The following is a 697-nucleotide window of genomic DNA, read 5'->3' on the forward strand; positions in this document are numbered from 1 at the left end:
TAAGATTAGAATATGGACTTATTGTAAATCACAAGAAAGTTTTAAGAATAATGAAAGAAAATGGACTTTTATGTAAAAAGTTTAAAAACAGAGTTAGAAAGTATAATTCATATAAAGGAACAGTAGGAAAGATAGCAAAGAATATTGTTAATAGGAATTTTAAAACTGATAAACCGAATAAATTATGGCTAACAGATATAACAGAATTTAAAATAGGAAATAATACAAAGAAAATATATTTATCACCGATTTTAGATACTTTTAATGGAGAAATAATATCATATTCAATAGGTTTTAGTCCTACAATAACTTTAACGAATAAGTCATTAGAAAAAGCTTTAAAAAGAATAAAGAACAAAGAAGATTTAACAATTCATACAGATCAAGGCTTTCATTACCAACATAGTAGTTTTGTAAGAACATTAGAAAATAAGAATATAAGACAAAGTATGTCTAGGAAAGGAAACTGCTTAGATAATGCACCAATGGAGAATTTTTTTGGAATATTGAAACAAGAAATGTTTTATGGAGAAAATTATTCTTCTTATGAAAAATTAATAGAAGATATAAAAGAGTATATTAAATGGTATAATACGAAAAGAATTAAGGAGAATTTAAAAGGAATGTCTCCTATTGATTATAGATTACATTCCTTTGAATAATTTATTTAACTGTCCGTGTTTTTGGGTTCAGCTCA

At 24.5% G+C, this 697-nt stretch carries 1 protein-coding gene; it reads left to right on the forward strand.

Annotated features, from left to right (window positions below; all coding sequences use genetic code 11):
• Nucleotides 1–662: IS3 family transposase (locus tag VJI93_RS08330; protein WP_324000475.1), on the forward strand; the 662-nt coding region annotated here is incomplete at its 5' end.
• Nucleotides 663–697: the final 35 nt, after the last annotated feature.

The organism is Parvimonas sp. M20 (assembly GCF_035282425.1).
Taxonomy (GTDB): domain Bacteria; phylum Bacillota; class Clostridia; order Tissierellales; family Peptoniphilaceae; genus Parvimonas.